Source organism: Pseudomonas sp. HMWF006, from assembly GCF_003061205.1.
Taxonomy (GTDB): domain Bacteria; phylum Pseudomonadota; class Gammaproteobacteria; order Pseudomonadales; family Pseudomonadaceae; genus Aquipseudomonas; species Aquipseudomonas monsensis.
In genome coordinates, this window is record NZ_QAIU01000656.1 from 1 (window position 1) to 1,335 (window position 1,335).

Here is a 1,335-nt window from a genome sequence, read left to right on the forward strand (position 1 = left end):
GCCGGGTCGAAGGCCATGTCATGGCCGGTCAGGCGACTTTCCATCTCGCGCACTTCCCGCGGCTCGACGCCGAGGCTTTCCGCCACACGGTGGACTTCCTCGTTGTTCAGCCACGCCAGGCGTTTCTTCTGGCTGCGCAGGTTGAAGAACAGCTTGCGCTGGGCCTTGGTGGTCGCGACTTTCACAATGCGCCAGTTGCGCAGAATGAATTCGTGAATTTCCGCCTTGATCCAGTGCACGGCGAACGACACCAGACGCACGCCCATCTCCGGGTTGAAGCGCTTCACGGCCTTCATCAGGCCGACGTTACCTTCCTGGATCAGGTCAGCCTGAGCCAGGCCGTAGCCGGAATAGCTACGGGCAATGTGTACGACAAATCGCAGGTGGGCGAGCACCATCTGCCGAGCCGCCCCCAAATCCTGCTCGTAATAGAGACTCTCGGCCAGTTCACGCTCCTGCTCCGGCGTCAGCAATGGAATGCTGTTGACGGTGTGTACATAGGCTTCCAGGTTCGCACCCGGAACCAGCGCATACGCAGGTTGCAAAGAATTGGTCATGCGAAAAAACCTCCGACTTACATACTCGTGCCTTTCAGCACTGCGAAAAATTGACCGGGAACTCAGGTACAAGTTCCCAAAAAACCACAAGGCCAATCACGCGCAAAAAAGATTCTACTTCGGCGCCAGCTCCCTGAGATGACGCGCGACTGCAATCCATGCACCGATATAACCCAACAGCACCGCGCCAAGCAAGAGCGACAGACCGTCGGCAACTGGCACTCCGGCCAGCGCGAAATCACTGCCGTACAAGCCGGCCAGTCCAACCACCGCATCGTTCAGCCAGTTCAGGCCAAACGCCAATACGCCCCAGGACAACAGCCCGGCACCGAAACCATACAACGCGCCCATATAAAGGAAGGGACGTCGCACATAGCTGTCAGTGCCGCCGACGAGTTTAATCACTTCGATCTCGATTCGGCGGTTTTCAATATGAAGACGAATGGTATTGCCTATCACCAAAAGTAATGCAGAAACCAGCAGCACCGTCAGACCGAAGACAAACCGGTCGCCGAGCTTGAGGATCGCGGCCAGACGCTCGACCCAGACTAGATCAAGTTGCGCCTGTTGTACCTTGGGCAGCTCGGAAAGTTTTTGTCTTAATGCTTCCAGGGTCGGCTTGTCGACCTCGTTCGGCGTCACCAGCACCACGCCGGGCAGCGGGTTCTCCGGCAGTTCGCGCAGGGCTTCGCCAAGGCCGGACTGTTGCTGAAACTCTTCCAGCGCCTGATCACGACCGACATATTCAGCATCCGCCACGCCAGGCATGCCTTTGATC

At 57.7% G+C, this 1,335-nt stretch carries 2 protein-coding genes; both read right to left on the bottom strand.

Annotated features, from left to right (window positions below):
* The coding region (locus DBR24_RS30460) for an RNA polymerase factor sigma-32 (protein WP_128616532.1) at positions 1–557 on the bottom strand (557 nt) is incomplete at its 3' end.
* Positions 558–671: 114 nt separating this feature from the next.
* On the bottom strand, positions 672–1,335 hold a 664-nt coding region (gene ftsX, locus DBR24_RS30465), incomplete at its 5' end, for a permease-like cell division protein FtsX (protein ID WP_146189156.1).